The sequence below is a fragment of the Streptomyces sp. NPDC046759 genome (genome assembly GCF_040645475.1).
GTDB lineage: Bacteria > Actinomycetota > Actinomycetes > Streptomycetales > Streptomycetaceae > Streptomyces.
Map to the genome: position 1 here is coordinate 71,684 of NZ_JBEYYJ010000018.1, position 19,271 is coordinate 90,954.

Genomic DNA, 19,271 nt, shown 5'->3' on the forward strand with positions numbered 1-19,271 from the left:
TGGGGGCATTACTCCATTCGGGTTGTCCGGAGAGATCTGGATCATTTGCTGATGAGCCGGTGGAGGCTAATTCCGTTTACCGCGCTCTTTTGCGATCACCCTGGGGTACCTAGAATCCGTCCACATCTTGAGCTCAGCCCAAGCGTCAAGGAGGACGAATGGCGGGGCTTTCTACCCCTCAGTTGGGTCACCCCACGTCCCTCGCAGCCGCAGTCCTGACCGACGACAACCGGATCCTCGTGGCCGCCATCACGGCGGTCGCCCTGGCCGCACTGGTGGTCGCGGGGATCCTGGTGCGCCAGGTACTGGCCGCGGGCGAGGGAACCGACAGCATGAAGCAGATCGCCGAGGCGGTCCAGGAAGGCGCGAAGGCCTATCTCGCCCGGCAGTTGCGCACGCTCGGCGTATTCGCGGTCGTCGTCTTCTTCCTGCTCATGCTGCTGCCCGCGGACGACTGGAATCAGCGTGCCGGACGATCGGTGTTCTTCCTGATCGGAGCGGTGTTCTCGGCGGCCACCGGCTATATCGGCATGTGGCTCGCCGTCCGCAGTAATGTGCGGGTCGCCGCGGCGGCCCGGGAAGCCACTCCGGCACCAGGCGAACCCGAAAAGGATCTCACCACTGTCTCGCACACCGCGATGAAGATCGCATTTCGCACGGGCGGCGTCGTCGGCATGTTCACGGTGGGGCTCGGCCTGCTGGGCGCCTCCTGCGTGGTGCTGGTGTACGCGGCCGACGCCCCGAAGGTGCTGGAGGGCTTCGGCCTCGGCGCGGCCCTGATCGCCATGTTCATGCGTGTGGGCGGCGGCATCTTCACCAAGGCCGCCGACGTCGGCGCCGACCTGGTCGGCAAGGTCGAACAGGGCATTCCGGAGGACGATCCGCGCAATGCCGCGACCATCGCCGACAACGTGGGCGACAACGTCGGCGACTGCGCGGGCATGGCGGCCGACCTGTTCGAGTCGTACGCCGTGACCCTGGTGGCCGCGCTGATCCTCGGCAAGGCCGCCTTCGGCGATTCCGGGCTGGCGTTCCCGCTGCTCGTACCGGCCATCGGCGTCATCACGGCGATGATCGGGATCTTCGCGGTCGCGCCCCGCAGAGCCGACCGCAGCGGCATGACGGCGATCAACCGCGGCTTCTTCGTCTCCGCGGTGATCTCCCTGGCACTGGTCGCGATCGCCGTGTTCGTCTACCTGCCGTCGTCGTACCACACACTCGGCGGCGTCACCGACGCGGCGATCCGGGCCAAGAGCGGCGATCCGCGGATCCTCGCCCTGGTCGCGGTGGCGATCGGCATCCTGCTCGCCGCCGTCATCCAGCAGCTGACCGGCTACTTCACCGAGACCACCCGCCGCCCCGTGCGGGACATCGGCAAGACGTCCCTCACGGGCCCGGCGACGGTCGTCCTGTCCGGCATCTCGGTCGGCCTGGAGTCGGCCGTGTACACGGCCCTGCTCATCGGGCTCTCCGTGTACGGCGCGTTCCTGCTCGGCGGCACGTCGATCATGCTCGCGCTGTTCGCGGTGGCGCTCGCCGGCACCGGCCTGCTCACCACGGTCGGCGTGATCGTCGCCATGGACACCTTCGGTCCGGTCTCCGACAACGCCCAGGGCATCGCCGAGATGTCCGGCGACGTCCAGGGCGCGGGCGCGCAGGTGCTCACCAACCTGGACGCGGTCGGCAACACCACCAAGGCCATCACCAAGGGCATCGCCATCGCCACCGCCGTCCTCGCCGCGTCGGCGCTGTTCGGGTCGTACCGCGACGCGATCACCACCAACGTGCACGACGTCGGGGTGAAACTCACCGGGCCGGGCGCGCCACTCAGCCTGTCCCTGGACATCTCGCAGCCCAACAACCTCGTCGGCCTCATCGCGGGTGCCGCGGTCGTCTTCCTCTTCTCCGGACTCGCCATCAATGCCGTGTCGCGCTCGGCCGGTTCGGTGGTGTTCGAGGTGCGGCGGCAGTTCCGTGAGCGGCCCGGGATCATGGACTTCACCGAGAAGCCCGAGTACGGCAAGGTCGTCGACATCTGCACCAAGGACGCCCTGCGGGAGCTGGCCACGCCCGGTCTGCTCGCCGTCATGGCGCCGATCTTCATCGGGTTCACCCTCGGTGTGGGCTCGCTCGGTTCCTACCTCGCCGGTGCCATCGGCGCGGGCACGCTGATGGCGGTGTTCCTCGCCAACTCCGGTGGCGCCTGGGACAACGCCAAGAAGCTGGTGGAGGACGGCCACCACGGCGGCAAGGGCAGCGAGGCCCACGCCGCGACGGTGATCGGCGACACCGTCGGAGACCCCTTCAAGGACACGGCCGGACCGGCGATCAACCCGCTGCTGAAGGTCATGAACCTGGTCTCGCTGCTGATCGCGCCCGCGGTGATCAAGTTCTCGTACGGCAACGACAAGAACCTGGGCGTACGGATCCTGATCGCGGCCCTCGCGCTCGCCGTGATCGTCGTCGCCGTGTACGTCTCCAAGCGGCGCGGAATCGCCGTCGGCGACGACGAGAGCACCGAGCGGGTCTCCAACTCGGCGAACACGGCGGTGGTTTCCTAGTCGTACACCTGATCTGTTCGAGAAACCCTGCTCAACGGGCGGGCGGGCGGTGCGTGCTGACGTGCCGCCCGCCCGCTTTCGGCTGTGGGCTCGCCCACGTGGTGAGCCTTCTCTCTCGTGGTGCAAAGAGTCACAAAGGGCGCCTTGAGGGGCGTACGGGGCACGGAGGATGTGCGTCCGCCGTGTAGGGTCCGTGGGCCGAGAGCCATGGAAGGGACCGATCCGGTGAACAAGAAGCTCGCGGCCGCACTGTCCGGCGGTGCGGTACTGGTGGTGGCGCTGTCCGGTTGCACCAGCAGCGGCGGCAGCAAGGGGCCCGACCCCAAGCTGGTGTCCTGGGCCAAGTCCGTCTGCGACGCGGTGCCCGCGCAGGACACGAAGATCAAGGCGGCGAACGCGTCCATCGCGGCCATCGCCACCGACAGCAACCTGCCGCCCAAGAGCGCCCAGAAGACCTACTCACAGGCCTTCCAGGACATGGCAGACGGTTACAAGGCGCTCGCCGACGCCCTCGACAGCGCCGGCGCGCCCCCCGGGATCGAGGACGGAGCCAAGCGGCAGCAGGACGCGGCCAAGAACCTCGCCGGCCTCTCCGCGTCGTACGCCGCCCTGAAGAAGCAGGTCGACGGGCTCGACACCAGCGACCAGGGCAAGTTCGCCCAAGGTCTCAAGGACGTCGCCGCCACTCAGACCAAGGAGGTCGGCAAGCAGAGCGACAGCGGCACGCAGGCGCTGGAGCGGCTGGAGCAGGGCGACGTCAAGAAGGCGATGGCCGAGCAGGCCAGCTGCAAGAAGGCCACGGCATCGGTGTCGTCCACGTCCTCCCCGTCGGCGGGGTGATCCGGGCCTCCGGGGCCGGCGGCTGAGCGCGGACGGCCGAGGGCTGCGGCTCGCGGCTCGGGCACTCATGCAGCAGGGCTTACGGGCACGTACTGCGCGGCCTCAGACCTCCGCCGGCCTTCCGGTGGGTACGGGTGGCCGAGGGCCGGGCCTTTCGTCAGGTACGGGTGCCCGAGGGCTGGGCCTCTCGGTGCGTACCGGTGGGCGATGGCCTTCGCGGCCCTCGGACATGCGCGCGTGGGCGACGGGCCGCGGCCGGGCCGGCGAGGCGTGCTCGGGCCGCGTCGGCAGGGGCCGCGGGCCACAATGGGGGCGTGACTGACTCCGGACTCGCCTCCCTGCCCGCTTCCGACCGGCCCGACATCGCCGCACGCCTGCGGGGCGCCCTGCTCGGGGCCTCGTTCACCGCCGACGGGCTGCTCGACCTGCTCGGAGCCCCCGCCTACGCGGCGCTGGCCCGCAGCGAGACCGTGCCCGCCCTTCGGGCGACCCGTGGCGACACGCCGCTGGAGACGCTCGTACGGCTGTTCCTGTTGCAGCAACCGGTGCCGCACGCGCGCGTGACAGCCGTTCTGCCGGTCGAGGAAGCGCTGGAAGCGGGGTGGCTCACACGCGTGGGCGGCGACGAGGTGGCCGCCACCGTGGACGTCCGGCCCTACGGCGGACCCGATGGCGAGGACTGGTTCATCGTCTCCGACCTGGGTTGCGCGGTCGGCGGGGCGGGCGGCATCGGCCAGCGCGACGAGGGCGTCGTCCTGGGCGTGGGCGGCGCCTCCACGACCCTCGCCGGCATCACCGTCCGTACGCCGGTCGCGTCCGCCCTGGACCTCGGTACCGGGTCCGGCATCCAGGCGCTGCACGCCGCCCAGCACGCCACCCAAGTGACGGCGACCGACCTCAACCCGCGCGCCCTGCACATCACCGCGCTCACGCTCGCGCTCTCCGGCGCGCCCGCCGCCGACCTGCGCGAGGGTTCGCTCTTCGAGCCGGTCCACGACGACGAGACCTTCGACCTGATCGTCTCCAACCCGCCCTTCGTGATCTCGCCCGGCGCCCGGCTGACGTACCGGGACGGCGGCATGGGCGGGGACGATCTGTGCCGCTCGCTCGTTCAGCAGGCGGGGGAACGGCTGAACGAGGGCGGGTTCGCGCACTTCCTCGCCAACTGGCAGCACGTGGCAGGGGAGGACTGGCAGGACAGACTCGGCTCGTGGGTGCCGCGCGGGTGCGACGCGTGGATCGTGCAGCGCGAGGTGCAGGACGTCACGCAGTACGCCGAGCTGTGGCTGAGGGACGCCGGTGACCACCGCGGGGATCCGGCGGAGTACCAGGCGCGGTACGACGCCTGGCTCGACGAGTTCGAGGCGCGCAAGGTCAAGGCCGTCGGCTTCGGCTGGATCACCCTGCGCCGGACGGGTTCCGCAGAACCCGTCGTCACCGTGGAGGAGTGGCCGCACCCGGTGGAGCAGCCCCTCGGGGACACGATCCGGGCGCACTTCGAGCGCCTCGACTATCTCCGGGAGCACGACGACGCGGCGCTGCTCGACAGCCACTTCAGGCTCGCCGCCGAGGTGGTCCAGGAGCAGGTCGGGCTGCCCGGTGCCGAGGACCCGGAGCACGTGGTGCTGCGTCAGCACCGCGGCATGCGCCGGGCCACGAAGGTGGACACGGTCGGCGCCGGATTCGCGGGCGTGTGCGACGGCACGCTGAGCGCCGGCCGCATCCTGGACGCCATCGCGCAGCTCATGGACGAGGACCGGGTGGTACTCCGCGACCGGACACCCGCGCAGATCCGCCTGCTGGTGGAACAGGGGTTCCTGGAGCCGGCGAGCTGAGCGGGGTGCCGTAGGGCGGCGGAATGCGCCGTTGTAGTGGGCGTGGGCGGCCGTGTGCGGCTGTAGGGGGCTGGGGGCATGGGCGGCGTGTGCGGTCTGCGGTCGTAGCGGGCCTGGAGCTCACTGGCGGCCGGTCCGGCACATCCGGTCCGGCACATGGCGGGTCGGGTGGTCGGGGACGGCCGGTCCGGCGGTGGCGGGGCCGGGGACACGCAGGCCGGTCCGGCCCGCCGCGAGCGGTACGGCGGTTTGGTCCGCCTGAGGTACGCCGGATACCGGTGCGGTCGTAGCCGCCCCGGATGCCTGGGTGGCCGCGTCCGGATCACCGTCGTATGCCGGTGGCACGGGCCGGTGCGGACGGGTGGCAGCTCTTCTGACGCGCCGAAGCCGGAAAACGGCCGGAAAAATATGCAGCCCGGACCTGACCGGGACGATGTGCGATCGCGTGTTCGGTATCACGTCGACCCGCCGTTCACTCCGATGTCGCCCGCCCGTCTCCCGCGCGTGCCAGTGTCCCGGCCCGGGAGCGGCCAGGCGACGCAAAAGAGGTGACCGGGGATGGAGAGCGTGCCGGCGATCTTCGCGGGGCTGGTGTTCGCCCTGTTCGGGGGCGCACTGCTGGCCTGGACCGGCACCCGTCTCAGGCGCCGCGAGCCGGTGGCCCACGGTGTGAACCAAGTCGCATCGGCCACCCTCGCGAGCATGGCCGGGACCGTCGCGCTGGCCCTCGGGGTGTACTGCCTGACCCGCCTCTGACGTCGGCGGGCGTGCTGCGGCGGGGGTGTCGCGGGAGGAAAAGGAGAGGAAAAGGAGCAGCACGCTCCGGACAGCCCTCACCTGGGTACCCGGTACTCCGGGCGGCAGGAATGGCGGTAGTCGGGTTACCGTTCGAGTGGCCGTTGTGGGCTTTTCCCGTTTGACACGGGGGTGGGATGTAGCGTCACACTCCGCAGCGTCACACGTGCCAGCAGTACGCCGCGACCCCGGGACGAAGGCCGGGGGAGGCCCAAGCGTCGACCGGAGAGAAGAGCGAAGTTGTCCCCGACCAGCGAGACCGCACAGGGCGGCCGCCGACTCGTCATCGTCGAGTCGCCTGCCAAGGCGAAGACGATCAAGGGCTATCTCGGCCCCGGCTACGTCGTCGAAGCGAGCGTCGGGCACATCCGCGACCTCCCCAACGGCGCCGCGGAGGTGCCGGAGAAGTACACCGGCGAGGTCCGCCGCCTCGGTGTGGACGTCGAACACGACTTCCAGCCGATCTATGTGGTCAACGCCGACAAGAAGGCGCAGGTCAAGAAGCTCAAGGACCTGCTGAAGGACTCCGACGAGCTCTTCCTCGCCACTGACGAGGACCGGGAGGGCGAGGCGATCGCCTGGCACCTCCAGGAAGTCCTCAAGCCGAAGATCCCCGTCAAGCGGATGGTCTTCCACGAGATCACCAAGGACGCGATCCGCGAGGCCGTCGCCAACCCGCGCCAGCTCAACCAGAAGCTGGTCGACGCCCAGGAGACCCGCCGCATCCTCGACCGCCTCTACGGCTACGAGGTCTCGCCGGTGCTGTGGAAGAAGGTCATGCCCCGGCTGTCGGCCGGCCGTGTCCAGTCCGTCGCCACGCGTCTCGTCGTCGAGCGGGAACGCGATCGCATCGCTTTTCGTTCTGCCGAGTACTGGGACCTGACGGGCACCTTCGCGACCGGCCGCGCGGGCGACGCGTCCGACCCGTCGTCGCTGGTCGCCCGCCTGCAGACCGTCGACGGCAGGCGGATCGCGCAGGGCCGCGACTTCGACTCCCTGGGCCGGCTCAAGGGCGACAGCATCCTGCACCTCGACGAGGCGACCGCGCGCGCCCTGGCCGTCGCCCTGGAGAACACCCGCTTCTCCGTGCGCTCCGTCGAGTCCAAGCCGTACCGCCGCTCGCCGTACGCCCCGTTCCGTACGACGACGCTGCAACAGGAGGCCAGCCGCAAGCTCGGCTTCGGCGCGAAGGCGACGATGCAGATCGCGCAGAAGCTGTACGAGAACGGCTACATCACGTACATGCGTACGGACTCCACGACGCTGAGCGAGACCGCGATCGCGGCCGCCCGCGCCCAGGTCACGCAGCTGTACGGCGCCGAGTACCTGCCGCCGCAGCCGCGGACGTACGCGGCCAAGGTCAAGAACGCCCAGGAGGCCCACGAGGCGATCCGCCCCTCGGGTGATCGTTTCCGCACTCCCGCCGAGACCGGTCTGACCGGCGACCAGTTCAAGCTGTACGAGCTGATCTGGAAGCGGACCGTCGCCTCCCAGATGAAGGACGCGACCGGCAACAGCGTGACGGTCAAGATCGGCGGCACCTCCGCCGACGGCCGGGACGTCGAGTTCAGCGCCTCCGGCAAGACGATCACCTTCCACGGCTTCCTGAAGGCCTATGTCGAGGGTGCCGACGACCCGAACGCCGAGCTGGACGACCGCGAGCGCCGGCTGCCGCAGGTCGCCGAGGGTGACGCGCTGTCCGCCGAGGAGATCACGGCCGACGGCCACTCCACCAAGCCCCCGGCCCGCTACACCGAGGCCTCGCTGGTCAAGGAGCTGGAAGAGCGCGAGATCGGCCGCCCGTCGACGTACGCGTCGATCATCGGCACGATCCTCGACCGCGGCTACGTGTTCAAGAAGGGCACGGCCCTGGTGCCGTCCTTCCTGTCCTTCGCCGTGGTCAACCTGCTGGAGAAGCACTTCGGCCGGCTGGTCGACTACGACTTCACCGCCAAGATGGAGGACGACCTCGACCGCATCGCGGCCGGCGAGGCCAAGGCCGTGCCGTGGCTGAAGCGGTTCTACTTCGGCGAAGGAACCGGTCACGGCGGCGCGGCCGAGGCGGGCAATGGCGACGGGGACCACCTCGGCGGCCTCAAGGAGCTGGTGACCGACCTGGGCGCGATCGACGCGCGCGAGGTGTCGTCGTTCCCGGTGGGCAACGACATCGTGCTGCGCGTAGGCCGCTTCGGCCCCTACGTCGAGCGCGGCGAGAAGGGCAGCGAGGAGTACCAGTCCCACGACGTCCCGGACGACCTGGCGCCGGACGAACTGACCGTCGAGCTGGCCGAGGAACTGCTGGCCAAGCCCAGCGGCGACTTCGAGCTCGGCACCGACCCGGCCACCGGCCACCCCATCGTCGCCAAGGACGGCCGCTACGGGCCGTACGTCACCGAGGTCCTGCCCGAGGGCACCCCGAAGACCGGGAAGAACGCGGTCAAGCCGCGCACGGCCTCCCTCTTCAAGTCGATGTCGCTCGAGACGGTGACGCTGGACGACGCGCTCAAGCTGATGTCGCTGCCGCGCGTCGTCGGCACGGACGCCGACGGCCAGGAGATCACCGCGCAGAACGGCCGCTACGGCCCGTATCTGAAGAAGGGCACGGACTCGCGTTCGCTGCAGTCCGAGGACCAGATCTTCACGATCACGCTGGAGGAGGCCCAGGCGATCTACGCCCAGCCGAAGCAGCGCGGCCGGGCCGCCGCCAAGCCGCCGCTGAAGGAACTGGGCGAGGACCCGGTCTCCGGCAAGCCGGTCGTGGTCAAGGACGGCCGCTTCGGTCCGTACGTCACCGACGGCGAGACCAACGCGACCCTGCGCTCCGGCGACAGCGTCGAGACGATCACCGCGGAGCGCGGCTTCGAGCTGCTCGCGGAGAAGCGCGCGAAGGGCCCCGCCAAGAAGACCGCGGCGAAGAAGACCACGGCCAAGAAGGCGGCCCCGGCGAAGAAGACCGCCGCCAAGAAGACGGCGGCGAAGAAGACGACGGCCGCGAAGAAGACCACGGCGAAGAAGACGACGGCCAAGAAGGCGACGGCTTCCAAGGCGACGGCTTCCGGCACCGAGGACTGACCCGCCCCCCCCGCAGGCCGTTCCGGCTTCGCGATGTGAACGCCCCGGCATCACTTTGATGTCGGGGTGTGCTCATGCCAGAGAGGCGACGTGTGGTGTCGGTGGCTGCGGATAGGCTGAACGCATGACGCGAGCCGAGCAGCCAACGGCCCCCACCCCCGCCCCGGACGACGCCCTGGTCGCGGACTCCCGCGAGCGCGCCGTACGTTCCCTGCTGCGCCGACCGCAGCTGAAACGCCTGTGGGGCGCGCAACTGGTGAGCGGTGTCGGCGACACCCTCGCCGTACTCGTCCTGGTCGTCCTCGCCCTCCAGGCGGCGATCGGCCAGGGCGCTTTCGGCGGTGGGTACCGGGGTGTGGCGTTCGCAGTGGCGACCGTCTTCGCGGCGCGCGTCCTCGCGGCGCTGCTGTTCGGCGCGGTTCTCCTCGGCCCGCTGACCTCGCTCACCGCCCCGGAGGGCCCGCTCGACCGCCGCTGGACCATGGTCGGCGCCGACGGCGTGCGCGCCGCGCTGCTGATCGTCGCCCCCTTGTGGATCGACTGGACTCCGGACAACGCGCTGGCCGTCCTGCTGGTCACCGCGTTCGTCACCGGCGTCGCCGAGCGCCTGTGGACGGTGTGCCGGGAGAGCGCGGCCCCGGCGCTGCTGCCCGGCCCGCCCCCGGAGGGCGCCACCGTACGGCCGCTGCCGGACCACATGGACGCCCTGCGCCGCCTCTCACTGCGCACGGGCTTCCTGGCCGTACCGCTGGCGGCCGCCGCACTGGTCGTGACCGCCCTGTTCAACAACCTGCTCGGCACCGGCGTGGCCTGGTTCGACCAGCACCACGCGGCCCTGGCCTCATATGTGGCGGCCGGTCTGTTCGCCGCCTCCCTGTCCCTGCTGACCTTCCTGGAGCTGCCCGAGGCACGCACCCCCCGCGCGCGGTCCCCGCTGGAGGGCCTGCGCCGTCCGCGCGCCGGCACCGGAGTCGACAAGGGCCGTACGGGCGCCATCCCGCTGCTCGTGCCGGCCTGCGCCACGGTCGCCGCAGCCATCGCGGCCGCAGTGTCGGTGTGCGTGCTGCACGCCGCCGACCTCGGCGGGGGCCCGGTCCTGTACGGCCTGCTGGTGCTGGGGCTGACCGGCGGTGTCGCCGTCGGCATCCGGACGGCCCCGGCGCTGCTGCCCTCGCTCTCGCGGCGCCGGCTGCTCGCGCTCGCCATCGCCTTCACCGGCATCGCCCTGCTGGCCGCCGGGCTCGTCCCGGACGTCACCACGGTGCTGCTGATCGTCACCCTCGCCGGCGTCACCGCGGGCGTGGCCGCGAACACCGGACACGCCCTGCTCGACCAGGAGACCGAGGACCACCGCCGGGCGCGTGTCACCGAGCACCTGCACGCGGTCGTGCGCGTCTTCATAGCGCTCGGCGCCGTGGTCGCCCCCGTGGTCGCCGGGCTGATCGGCCGGCACCGGCTGGAGAACGGCAGGTTCGTCTTCGCGCACGGCGGTGCCTCCTTCACGCTGATGCTGGTCGGCGCGCTGCTGCTGCCGGTGGCCGCGCTCGTGCTCGCCAAGGTCGACGACCGCTCCGGCATCCCGCTGCGCCAGGACCTCAAGGACGCGCTGCTGGGTGGCGACGACCCGGTCGAGACACCGGCGGCCAACGGCTTCTTCATCGCCCTGGAGGGCGGCGACGGTGCCGGCAAGTCCACCCAGGCCGAGGCCCTCGCCGAGTGGATCCGCGCCAAGGGCCACGAGGTCGTGCTGACCCGTGAGCCGGGGGCCACGCCCGTCGGCAAGCGGCTGCGCTCGATCCTGCTGGACGTGTCCTCGGCGGGCCTGTCCCACCGCGCGGAAGCGCTGCTGTACGCCGCCGACCGCGCCGAGCACGTCGACACCGTCGTGCGGCCCGCCCTGGAGCGCGGCGCCGTGGTGATCTCCGACCGCTACATCGACTCCTCCGTCGCCTACCAGGGCGCCGGGCGCGATCTGTCCCCGACCGAGGTCGCCCGCATCAACCGCTGGGCGACCGACGGACTCGTCCCGCACCTCACCGTCCTGCTCGACGTCTCCCCGGAGGCGGCCCGCGAGCGGTTCACCGAGGCGCCGGACCGGCTGGAGTCGGAGCCGGCGGAGTTCCACGCGCGCGTGCGGTCGGGTTTCCTCACGCTGGCCGCCGCCGACCCCGGCCGCTACCTGGTCGTCGACGCCGGACAGGAGGCCGAGGCCGTCACCACCGTGATCCGGCACCGGCTCGACACCGTGCTGCCGCTGTCCGAGGCCGAGATCGAGGCCCGGGAGGAGGCGCGGAAGAAGGCCGAGGAGGAGGCCCGCCGCAAGGCCGAGGAAGAGGCCGCGCGCAAGGCCGAGGAGGAGCGCCTGGAGCGCGAGCGTCAGGAGCAGCTCGCCAAGCTCCGCGCCGAGGAGGAGGAGCGCAAGCGCCGCGAGCTGGAGGAGGCGCAGCGGCGCGAGGCCGAACGGCAGGCGGAGGAGGCCCGGCAGCGGGCGGCGGAAGCGGCCAAGCGCGCGGAGGAGGAGCGGCAGCGGTTGCTCGCCGAGGAGAAGGCCCGCGCCGAGGAGGAGGCCCGCCGCAGGGCCGAAGAGGAGCGGCGCCGTAGGCAGGCCGAGGAGGAGGCCCGACTGCGCGCCGAGGAGGAGGCCCGGCAGGCCCGGCTGCGTGCCGAGGAAGAAGCGCGCCGCCTGGAGAAGCAGCGCAAGGCCGAGGAGGCGCTGCTGCGTGCCGAGGAGGCCCGCAGGCAGGCGTCCGAGGCCGCGGCGGCGGCCGACACGGCGGCCCGCCGGTCCAGCACGCCCCTGCCGCCCGCGCCGGGCCCGGTCCCGGACGCGGTGACGGTCCCGAACCCGGTGGTGTCGCCGGATCCACGCGGCACCGACGAGACGGTCCCGACGCCGGTGTTCTCGCCCGGACGGGACGAACCGCGGGCGCGCGAGGCGGGCACGGACGAGACGGCGGTGCTGCGGCCGGTCCGCGACGGGGCCGACGAGCCCGGCAAGGGCGTGACGGCGGGCGCCCGGGACCAGCGCGCCGCGCAGCCGGCCGAGCCCGACGCCGAGGTGACGGCCCAACTGCCGCAGCCACCGGTGCCCGGCGCGGCGGACGAGACGGCGGTGCTGCCGCCGGTGGTGCCGGGCGCCGTCGACGAGACGGCGGTGCTGCCGCCGGTCGTCCCGGGCGCCGCCGACGAGACGGCCGTACTGCCGCCCGTACGGGGTGACGACCCGGCCGGCCGGGTGCCTCACGGCTTCTTCCGGGACGAGCGGCCCGCCGCGGGCCCCGACGGCTCCGAGGACCGTACGCGCGAGATGCCCCGGATCGACGCCGAGGGCACTCCCCGCCGCCGGCAGCGCCCCGACTGGGCCGAGGAGACCCCGCTGGACGACCTGCCGTCGCTCGCGGACGAGCTGCTGGGGTCGTACGACGAGCGGGACTCCGGCGACCACGACGAGGAGCAGGGCCGCAGGGGCCGCGGCCGGCGCGGCTGACGCGACCGGTCCCGCGGGCAGGAACACCGGGCGGCGCAGGTGGCGGCAGCGACCTGCGCCGCCCTCGCTTTGCCTCACTGTCAGTGCCCACCCGCACAATGGTGGGAAGGAACGCGGAGTGTGACGGAAGGGCGGCGTGACCCATGACCGTGTGGGACGACCTCGTCGGTCAGGAGAAGGTGAGCGCGGTGCTCGACGCGGCCGCGCGGGACGCCGACGCCCTGGTCACGGCCGCCGCTGCCGACGAGCCGCTGCCCGAGGCGTCGAAGATGACCCACGCCTGGCTGTTCACGGGTCCGCCCGGAGCGGGCCGCAACCAGGCGGCCAGGGCCTTCGCCGCGGCGCTGCAGTGCGTGAGCCCCGACCGCGCGCTCGGCGGAGCCCCCGGCTGCGGCTTCTGCGACGGTTGCCACACCGCCCTGCTGGGCACGCACGCGGACGTGACCACGGTCGCGGCGGTCGGTTCCGAGATCCTGGTGAGGGACATGCGGGACACGGTCCGCAAGTCGTTCACCGCCCCGGCGACCGGCCGGTGGCAGATCATCCTGGTCGAGGACGCCGAGCGGCTGAACGAGAAGTCGGCCAACGCCGTCCTCAAGGCGGTGGAGGAGCCCGCCCCGCGCACGGTCTGGCTGCTGTGCGCCCCCTCCATCGAGGACGTGCTGCCGACGATCCGCTCCCGCTGCCGCCACCTGAACCTGCGCACGCCGTCCGTGGCCGCGGTCGCCGACATGCTCGTACGGCGCGACGGCATCGAACCCCAGGTCGCGGAGGCGGCCGCCCGCGCCACTCAGGGGCATGTCGACCGCGCCCGGCGCCTGGCCACGGACCCGGCGGCCCGTGAGCGCCGTGCGGCCGTGCTCAAGCTGCCACTGCGGCTGGACGAGGTCGGCGCCTGTCTCAAGGCCGCCCAGGAACTGGTCGACGCGGCCGCCGAGGACGCCAAGCAGCTCGCCGAGGAGATGGACGGCAAGGAGACCGAGGAGCTGAAGGCGGCGCTGGGAGCGGTCCAGGGGGGCCGGCTGCCGCGGGGTACGGCGGGCGTGATGAAGGACCTCGAGGACATGCAGAAGCGCCGCAGAACCCGCACGCAGCGCGACAGCCTCGATGTCGCCCTCGGCGACCTCACCGCCTTCTACCGCGATGTCCTCGCCCTCCAGCTCGGTTCCCGCGTGGCGATCGCCAACGCCGACACCGAGGACTCCCTGGAGCGGCTGGCGCGCGGCAGCACGCCGGAGGCCACGCTCCGGCGCATCGAGGCGATCGCCGCGTGCCGCGAGGCCCTCGACCGCAATGTGGCGCCGCTGCTGGCGGTGGAGGCGATGACGATGGCGTTGCGGGCGGGCTGAGACAGCGAGGCTGGGAGGCCGACCGGCGATGCCACGGGTAAGAAGCCGCCGCCGTTGTCGCCCGTACGAGGCCACACCTCTTACGTACCGCATCTGAGGCATCGCGCAGCGTTACGCTCGCCAGATGCACACCAGGCCCTTCCTCCGCCGGACCCCGGCCACCCGCACCCGGACGGAGGCCCGCCTCGCGGCTGGCCTTCTCGCGGCCGTCGCCCTGCTCGTATCCGCCTGCTCCTCCGGGAGCTCGACCTCGGCGGGAGGGACGGTGGACGCAGCGCTGGCCGCGCTGCCGCGTTCGACGCCGTCGGCGCTGTCGCCGTACTACTCCCAGAAGCTGCGCTGGCACAGCTGCGGTGTCTCCGGCTTCCAGTGCGCGACGATGAAAGCCCCGCTGAACTACGCCGATCCCGCGGCGGGCGACGTCCGGCTCGCCGTCGCCCGCAAGCTCGCCACCGGCAAGGGCAGGCCACTCGGTTCGCTGCTGGTCAACCCCGGCGGCCCCGGCGGCTCGGCGGTCGGCTACCTCCAGCAGTACGCGGGCATCGGCTACCCGGCCGACGTACGCGCCCGCTACGACATGGTCGCGATGGACCCGCGTGGCGTGGCCCGCAGCGAGCCCGTGGAATGTCTCGACGGTCGCCAGATGGACGTGTACACGCAGACCGACCTGACGCCCGACGACCAGCAGGAGCGGAACGCGCTGGTCACGGCGGACGAGAAGTTCGCGCAGAGCTGCGCGGCGCACTCGGCGCGGCTGCTGCGGCACGTCTCCACCGTCGAGGCGGCGCGGGACATGGACATCCTGCGGGCGGTGCTGGACGACCCGAAACTGAACTACGTGGGGGCGTCGTACGGCACGTTCCTCGGTGCGACCTACGCCGGCCTGTTCCCCGACCGGGCCGGCCGGATGGTCCTGGACGGCGCGATGGACCCCTCTCTGGACTCCCTGCGGATGAACCTGGACCAGACGGCCGGGTTCGAGACCGCGTTCCAGGCGTTCGCGCGGGACTGCGTACGGCACTCCGACTGCCCGCTCGGCAGCGGGGGCGCGACGCCCGCGCAGGTCGGCGACCACCTCAGGGCGTTCTTCCGCAGGCTGGACGCCCACCCCATCCCGGCGGGCGACGCGGACGGCCGCAAGCTGGGCGAGGCGCTGGCCACGACCGGGGTGATCGCGGCGATGTACGACCAGGCCGACTGGGAGCAGCTGCGCGAGGCGCTGACCTCGGCGATGAAGGAGAACGACGGGGCCGGACTGCTCGCGCTCTCCGACACGTACTACGAGCGTGACGCCAACGGTCACTACAACAATCTGATGATGGCCAACGCCGCCGTGAACTGCCTGGACCTGCCGCCCGCCTTCACCGGACCCGATCAGGTCGTCAAGGCGCTCCCCGCCTTCGAGAAGGCGTCCCCGGTGTTCGGCGACGGCCTGGCCTGGGCCTCCCTGAACTGCGCGTACTGGCCGGTGAAGGCCACGGGCGAGCCGCACCGCATCGAGGCCAGGGGCGCGGCGCCCATCGTCGTCGTCGGTACCACCCGCGACCCGGCGACCCCCTACCGCTGGGCCCAGTCCCTGGCCCGGCAGCTCTCCGCCGGGCGCCTGCTGACGTACGCCGGCGACGGCCACACCGCCTACGGCCGCGGCAGCACCTGCATCGATACGGCGATCAACACCTACCTGCTCCACGGCACTGCGCCGGCAGAGGGAAAGCGCTGCTCGTAGCCCTGCCGACCACCCCGGAGCGCTCGCTGCCCGGGCGTGGTCGGAGCACTCCGGGAAACTGTGTAGACTTACCGACGTTGCCGATCGCACCATAGTGCGGACGGCGCGCCGCCTTAGCTCAGATGGCCAGAGCAACGCACTCGTAATGCGTAGGTCTCGGGTTCGAATCCCGAAGGCGGCTCTTTTGAAGCCCAGCCCAGACACCGTCTGAGCTGGGCTTTTGCGTTCAGCGGATCCGACGGCGGCGCACGGAGCGTGCCGCACGGGTGTCGGTGGTCTCACTTCTGGTCTCAGCGGGGCCCGGATTCGGGGCCGACGGAGGCGACTGCGGCGGCACGAAGAACTCGCCCATCCGCCGCATGGCGTCCTTGGACAGGTGGGATCGGCCCTTGACGTACCGCCGGGTCTGACTGATCTGCGTGTGCCGCAGGATCTCCACGATCGTGGGCATGTCGACCCCGAGTTCGTTCAGGATTGTGCCGGCGGTGTGGCGGCTCCCGTCGTACAGGCGCCGGTCATCGATCCCGGCCTCCTTGAGTAGTTCCTTGAACTCGTCGTAGTCGGCGCGCGGATCCAGTGGCCGGCCGTCCGGGCGCGAGAACACGACGTCGTGCTCCTGCCACAGTTCCCCGGCGGCTTCCTGTGCCGCGTTCTGCTGGGCCCTGTGGTCGTGCAGGAAGGGCACGAAGACGGGCGGGATCGGCATGGCGTTCCGGCTCTTCTTGGTCTTGGGTCGGGTGAAGGTGAGCCCGCCTTCCTTGCGCTCCGGGCAGGCGCTTGCGTGCTTCGTGCACGTCTTGGCACACGGCTTCGGGCAGCCACGCTTGTAGCCCTTGTGCACGGTGCAGTCCGGCGGGCACGGCTCGAAGTGGTGCAGACGCCCTCCACAGACATGCGGGTCGTCGCAGCCGTGCCGCCATGTGAGGCGCTGAAGCTGCCACTCGGGGTGGAACAGCTCCGCTTCCAGGTCGACGTACGACCAGCGCAGCCCGAGCGTCTCGCCTTGCCGGAATCCCATGCCGACACCGGCGATCCACCGCATGAAGGTGGGCCGCTTCGCCGCGGCTTCGAGGAACGCTTTCGCCTCCTCCTTGGTGAAGGGATTGGCCTCGGTCTCGTCGATGCTTGGCGGGTCCACGAGCGTGGCGACGTTCTCGCCGACGATGCGGCGGCGGTGGGCGCTCCCGGCGTCCTGCCGGCAGCATCTGACACAATCGACGACCGCCTCAAAGAGATGCTGACCACCTTCGGTGGCGCCTTCCACAATCACCGCACGCTCCCCTCATCGCCGGAACTCGGCTCCCGGCACGGAGCACTGCGTCGACGCCTCGCTCAGGCAGCTCTCGCCCGCGAAGCACGAGTAGACGGGGTTACATGACTCGTACCCATGCGATGAGGACCGGAGCAGTATCTAGGCAGTGGCATCGCGGGGGGTTCTAGTCTCGGTGGGCGGGATGGCGCGGCGCTGGTACGGGGGTGTCCGATGGCGGGTGGGGCGCGGGTTTTTGTTTCGCATGCGGGGGCCGATCTGGCGTGGGCGGAGTGGGTGGCCTGGCAGCTGGAGGACGCTGGGTACGAGGTGGAGCTGGATGCCTGGCACTGGGGGGCGGGGGAGAACTTCGTCCTCAACATGGACCGGGCGCTGGCCACGGGGCCGATGGTGGCGTTGTTCTCGGCCGCGTACTTCGATCCCGGGCGGTGGACCGGTGCGGAGTGGGCGGCGAAGCTGGCCGTTCGGGGCAAGTTGATCCCGCTGCGGGTCGAAAAGTGTGAGGCGCCGCCGATGCTGCGGGGATTGATCGCGCCGGCGTTGTTCGGGCTGGGGGAGGAAGAGGCGCGGGAGGTGCTGCTGGGCGCGGTGGCGGGGCCGGCGGGGCTTCCGGAGGTGCGGCCGGGGTTTCCGGGCGGAGGCGGCGGGGCGGGCCGGTTACGGAGTGTGGGGGCGACGGGGCCGCGGTTGCCGGGCACGTTGCCGCGGGTGTGGAACGTGCCGGCACGCAACGCCGGGTTCGTGGGCCGGGACGGTCTGCTGGTGGAGGTGCGTGCCCGGCTGGCCGGCGGCCGGGCGGTGGCGCTGGACGGCCGAGGTGGGGTGGGCAAGACGCAGCTGGCCGCCGAGTACGCGCACCGTTTCTGCGGGGAGTACGAGCTGGTGTGGTGGGTGCGGGCGGAGGATCCCGCGCTGATTCCCGACCAACTGGCGCGGTTGGCGGTGGAGACCGGGGCGGCGCGGCCGGACACACCGCCTGAGGAGGCATTGCAGGCGCTGTGGGCGGAGTTGCGGTCCAGGGGTCGCTGGCTGGTCGTGTTCGACAACGCGGAGGATCCCGCGGCACTGGTCGGCTCGGTGCCGCCCGGGACGGGGCATGTGCTGATCACCTCCCGCAACCCGGACTGGCACGGTCTGGCCTCGCCGTTGGACGTCGATGTGCTGGCCCGGCGGGAGTCGGTTGATCTGCTGCGCCGCCGTACTACGTGGTTGTCGGAGGCGGATGCGGGGCGGCTGGCGGAGGCGTTGGACGATCTGCCGCTGGCGCTGGTCCAGGCGGCTGCAGTGCTGACCACGACGGCTGTGGAGGAGTACCTGGAGCTGCTGGCGAGCAGTGCAAGTGAGATGGCCGACGAGGGGCGGCCGCTGGACTACCCGTGGTCGCTGGCCGCTCAGATCCGGCTGAGCATGGAGCGGCTGCGGGACCAGGACGCGGAGGCGGCCGCGGTGATGAACGCCTGCTCCCTGCTGGCGCCGGAGCCGTTCACCTTGAAGGCCCGCGCCGGGCAGGAGGCCGGCGAGGCGTCGCCGGTGGCCCGGGTGGTGACCGACCAGCGCGTGAGACGCCGTGTCCTGTCGGCACTGCACCGGCACGGGCTGGCCCGCGTGGCGGGCGGCAGCCTGCATCTGCACCGCCTCACCCGTGCCGTCCTCAAAGACCAGCTCTCCACCGAGGAACGTGCCACAGCGGCACGCAGCGCCAGCATCCTCCTGGCCACCGCATACCCAGGTCATGCAAGAGATCTTGCTGCTTGGCCCGCCTGGCCCGACCTGCTGCCTCACCTGCTGACGATCGCGCCGGTCGACCTGGTCACCGCCGACGCCCGCTTCGCAGCCTGTGAAGCGTGCCTCTATCTCGTGGACCGTGGCAGCGCACCGGCGGTTCTGGCCCGCCTCGACGACCTCCACCAGGCCTGGAGCGCCCTGCTGGGCCCCGATCACACGCACACCTGGTGGGCTGCCAACTACCTGGCCCAGGCCTTCGCTGCCGTCGGTGACCACCAGCACGGCTACGCACTGGTCCGAGACCTGCTCGACCGGCAGCGGCGGGTGCTGGGGGAGCAGCATCGCGTCACCCTGGGTACCGCGTCCCATCTGGCGGTCTGGCTGGCGGGGGTGGGTCGGGTGGAGGAGGCGCGGGAGCTGGAGGAGGAGACGTTGGGTCGGCAGCGGCGGGTTCTGGGGGAGGAGCACCCCGACACCCTGCGCACCGCATCCAACCTGGCGAAGTGCCTGGCGGATCTGGATCGGGTGGAGGAGGCGCGGGAGCTGGACGAGGAGACGCTGGGCCGGCAGCGGCGGGTTCTGGGGGAGGAGCATCCCGACACCCTGCTCAC

Annotated in this window: 9 protein-coding genes, 1 tRNA gene and 1 pseudogene; 10 read left to right on the plus strand and 1 reads right to left on the minus strand. The window is 71.6% G+C overall.

Translation table 11 applies throughout. From position 1 onward, the window contains the following. Positions 1 to 158 precede the first annotated feature (158 nt). The 9 genes from ABZ919_RS23890 (at position 159) to ABZ919_RS23930 (ending at position 15,846) form a co-directional block, all read left to right on the plus strand. Entirely contained in the window at positions 159 to 2,561 is a 2,403-nt protein-coding gene (locus ABZ919_RS23890; RefSeq protein WP_361251223.1) for a sodium-translocating pyrophosphatase, read from the plus strand. Between the two features lie 225 nt (positions 2,562 to 2,786). After that, positions 2,787 to 3,401: a small secreted protein gene (locus tag ABZ919_RS23895; RefSeq protein WP_361251226.1), complete on the plus strand. Its 615-nt coding sequence runs from the start codon at positions 2,787 to 2,789 to the stop codon at positions 3,399 to 3,401. A gap of 314 nt (positions 3,402 to 3,715) precedes the next feature. Beyond that, complete coding sequence (locus tag ABZ919_RS23900) at positions 3,716 to 5,236, plus strand: class I SAM-dependent methyltransferase (protein WP_361251229.1); 1,521 nt, start codon at positions 3,716 to 3,718, stop codon at positions 5,234 to 5,236. Positions 5,237 to 5,794: 558 nt separating this feature from the next. Then, positions 5,795 to 5,992, plus strand: coding sequence for a hypothetical protein (locus ABZ919_RS23905; RefSeq protein WP_361251232.1), 198 nt, complete (start codon positions 5,795 to 5,797; stop codon positions 5,990 to 5,992). A gap of 279 nt (positions 5,993 to 6,271) precedes the next feature. After that, positions 6,272 to 9,103 (plus strand): type I DNA topoisomerase, encoded by a 2,832-nt coding sequence (gene topA, locus ABZ919_RS23910; RefSeq protein WP_361251233.1) that lies wholly within the window; start codon positions 6,272 to 6,274, stop codon positions 9,101 to 9,103. A 124-nt stretch (positions 9,104 to 9,227) separates the two neighbouring features. Continuing rightward, positions 9,228 to 12,590: a dTMP kinase gene (gene tmk, locus ABZ919_RS23915; protein WP_361251236.1), complete on the plus strand. Its 3,363-nt coding sequence runs from the start codon at positions 9,228 to 9,230 to the stop codon at positions 12,588 to 12,590. A gap of 143 nt (positions 12,591 to 12,733) precedes the next feature. Continuing rightward, a complete protein-coding gene (locus ABZ919_RS23920; RefSeq protein ID WP_361251239.1) occupies positions 12,734 to 13,939 on the plus strand; it encodes a DNA polymerase III subunit delta' in 1,206 nt (401 codons plus the stop codon). 124 nt (positions 13,940 to 14,063) lie between these two features. Then, positions 14,064 to 15,665: an alpha/beta hydrolase gene (locus ABZ919_RS23925; protein ID WP_361251242.1), complete on the plus strand. Its 1,602-nt coding sequence runs from the start codon at positions 14,064 to 14,066 to the stop codon at positions 15,663 to 15,665. A 107-nt stretch (positions 15,666 to 15,772) separates the two neighbouring features. Beyond that, positions 15,773 to 15,846 (plus strand) — tRNA-Thr (locus tag ABZ919_RS23930). 45 nt (positions 15,847 to 15,891) lie between these two features. On the opposite strand, the pseudogene ABZ919_RS23935 reads toward ABZ919_RS23930, so the two are convergent. Beyond that, positions 15,892 to 16,845 (minus strand): annotated as a pseudogene (locus tag ABZ919_RS23935) (tyrosine-type recombinase/integrase); the annotation flags it as partial. 366 nt (positions 16,846 to 17,211) lie between these two features. On the opposite strand from ABZ919_RS23935, the gene fxsT reads away from it, so the two are divergent. Then, the coding region (gene fxsT, locus ABZ919_RS23940; protein WP_361251244.1) for an FxSxx-COOH system tetratricopeptide repeat protein at positions 17,212 to 19,271 on the plus strand (2,060 nt) is incomplete at its 3' end.

What these genes read in the sequence shown, in the direction of transcription:
- ABZ919_RS23890 (WP_361251223.1), top strand. Translation starts at nt 159, where the DNA reads ATGGCGGGGCTTTCTACCCCTCAGTTGGGTCACCCCACGTCCCTCGCA.
- tmk (WP_361251236.1), top strand. Translation starts at nt 9,228, where the DNA reads ATGACGCGAGCCGAGCAGCCAACGGCCCCCACCCCCGCCCCGGACGAC.
- ABZ919_RS23925 (WP_361251242.1), top strand. Translation starts at nt 14,064, where the DNA reads ATGCACACCAGGCCCTTCCTCCGCCGGACCCCGGCCACCCGCACCCGG.
- ABZ919_RS23920 (WP_361251239.1), top strand. Translation starts at nt 12,734, where the DNA reads ATGACCGTGTGGGACGACCTCGTCGGTCAGGAGAAGGTGAGCGCGGTG.
- ABZ919_RS23905 (WP_361251232.1), top strand. Translation starts at nt 5,795, where the DNA reads ATGGAGAGCGTGCCGGCGATCTTCGCGGGGCTGGTGTTCGCCCTGTTC.